Annotated in this window: 2 protein-coding genes; one reads left to right on the forward strand and one right to left on the reverse strand. The window is 67.3% G+C overall.

All coding sequences use genetic code 11. The features are described 5' to 3' along the window. Window positions 1–334: 334 nt before the first annotated feature. Window positions 335–1,480 carry an undecaprenyldiphospho-muramoylpentapeptide beta-N-acetylglucosaminyltransferase gene (gene murG, locus VFU06_09930; protein HEU5209721.1) on the reverse strand — a complete coding sequence of 382 codons (1,146 nt, stop codon included), beginning with the start codon at window positions 1,478–1,480 and terminating at the stop codon, window positions 335–337. A gap of 216 nt (window positions 1,481–1,696) precedes the next feature. Here murG and VFU06_09935 point away from each other — a divergent pair. Further along, a partial coding sequence (locus VFU06_09935; GenBank protein HEU5209722.1) for a signal peptidase II occupies window positions 1,697–2,080 on the forward strand: 384 nt, incomplete at its 3' end.

Here is a 2,080-nt window from a genome sequence, read left to right on the forward strand (position 1 = left end):
CGACCGCGACGCTCGGGATGGAGGTCGTCAGATGCGGCACGGTCGCGGAGGCGATCCAGGCGGCGGTCGACTAGCGCAACGCCGATACTCAGCCTGTGGCTGCGGATGCGCTTGTCGCCTCCCTATGAGCCCAGGCGGCACCACCATTGGATCCCCAAAGCCCGATGCCTGACCACGCGCGCGTCCCAGATGTGATGCGAGCCTTCCGGCCGGTTCGACGGGAACGTCGAACCGGCGCCGGGCTCATCCATGACCGGTCCATCTTCGTTCCGGCCGCACAGTGCTCAAGGTGTGCGGCGGCTGCGTGAGGCGATGGTGTGGGGCAGGAGGGGAGCTAGCGCTGCCCGAGCTCGGCGAGGGTCAGGATCTCGTCGACGAGTCGCGAAGCCGCATCGGGGCGGGAGATACGCTTCGCGTTGGCGCTCATGGCGTTTCGGCGCATGACGTCATCGAGGAGTCCGGTGATCTCCTGGCCGAGCCGATCAGGGGTGGCGTCGGTTTGCTCCAGGACGACCGCCGCGTCGGCGTTGCTGAGCACCCGAGCGTTCTTTCGCTGCTCGTCGCCCCAGGTGCCGGGAAGCGGAATGAGAATCGCCGGCATCCCGAGGTAGGCGAGCTCGCTGACCGTTCCGGCACCCGCGCGGCCAATCACGAGATCCGTGATCGCGTAGAGATCAGCGATCTCACTCCCGAGAAATTCCTGCACGACATAACGCTTTTGGAGTTCCGGCGCCCAGGTCTCACGCTTCTGGCGGAGACGGGCGGCATCATCGTTGGCGACGGCCGGACCTGTCTGGTGCACGACCTGCGCCCGCTCCAGGAGCTGGGGCAGGAGTGCCTCGATCCGCTGGTTGATCGGGCTGGCGCCGCGAGCGCCGCCGGTGATGAAGATCACGGGGAGGTCAGGCGAGAGGCCGAAGTGCTCCCAACCTCGGGCCTTGTCGCCCTCTGCGATCGAGGCGCGCACCGGGTTGCCGGTGATGACCACATGCTGGTGGTGCTTTCGCGCGATCTGCGCGGTTTCGTCGAATGCGACGGCGAAGCGCTTGGCGAAGCGGGCGGCGGTGCGATTGGCGATCCCTACCTGGGCGGTCTGCTCGTGCGTGATGACTGGCGCCATTCGTGATCCGGCGACGACGGTCGGCACGCTCACCGCGCCACCGGTGCTGAAGATGACGTCCGGGCGGAAGGCGCGAACCTGGCGCCACGCCTGGGCGATGCCGACCGGGATGCGAAGCATGTCCGTGACCGTCTGGACAGAGAGGTAGCGGCGCAGCTTCCCGGTCTGAACCGCGACGAACGGCACACCGTGGGAAAGCGCGATGTCCCGCTCTACCCCGACGTGGCTGCCGACCCACAGGATTTCCACGGGAATTCCGCGCCTGCGGAGTTCTTCGATCACGGCTACGGCCGACAGGACATGGCCACCGGTGCCGCCGGCCGCGATAAGCAGGCGCAAAGGGGTACTGGGACTGGTCACGGATCTCCTCGATCGTCTGAATGCTGCCTGGTGGGATGCCGGCCGGCGCATAGGCGGCGGCGCTCGGTTGAGTATAGACGTCGACCACGCGCACACGCGTGCTACCATCCCCAGCAGGTGCGCCGTCGGCGCCGTTGTCCCCCGTTCGCACGCCCTACCGGGAACCCCATGGTGTCGCCTTCCCGACCGACAATCGATCCAGTCCGGCGAGGGAGTATGCAGAGACGCCTCGGCTGGCTGTTCGCGCTGCCGCTCCTTAGCGTGGCGCTCGACCAGGTCGTCAAGATCGCCATCGTCGCCTGGCTCGGGCCCGATGCATCGCTGCATCGGTGGGAGCTTGCGGGCCGGCTGGTGGCGTTCGAGTACGTCGAGAACCGCGGCGCCGCATTTGGCATCTTTCCCGGCCGGACCTCGCTGTTGATCGCCGTCGCGCTTCTGATTACGTTCGGCGCCATGGCGATGATGATCCGGGAGGCGCGGCGCCATCCGATCGGGGCGACCGGCATCGCACTCGTCGTCGGAGGGGCGCTGGGCAATGTCATTGACCGGATCCGGCTGGGGTACGTGGTCGACTTTATCGCCGTCGGCATCTGGCCCAAG

It is taken from the genome of Longimicrobiales bacterium (assembly GCA_035764935.1).
Lineage (GTDB): Bacteria > Gemmatimonadota > Gemmatimonadetes > Longimicrobiales > RSA9 > DASTYK01.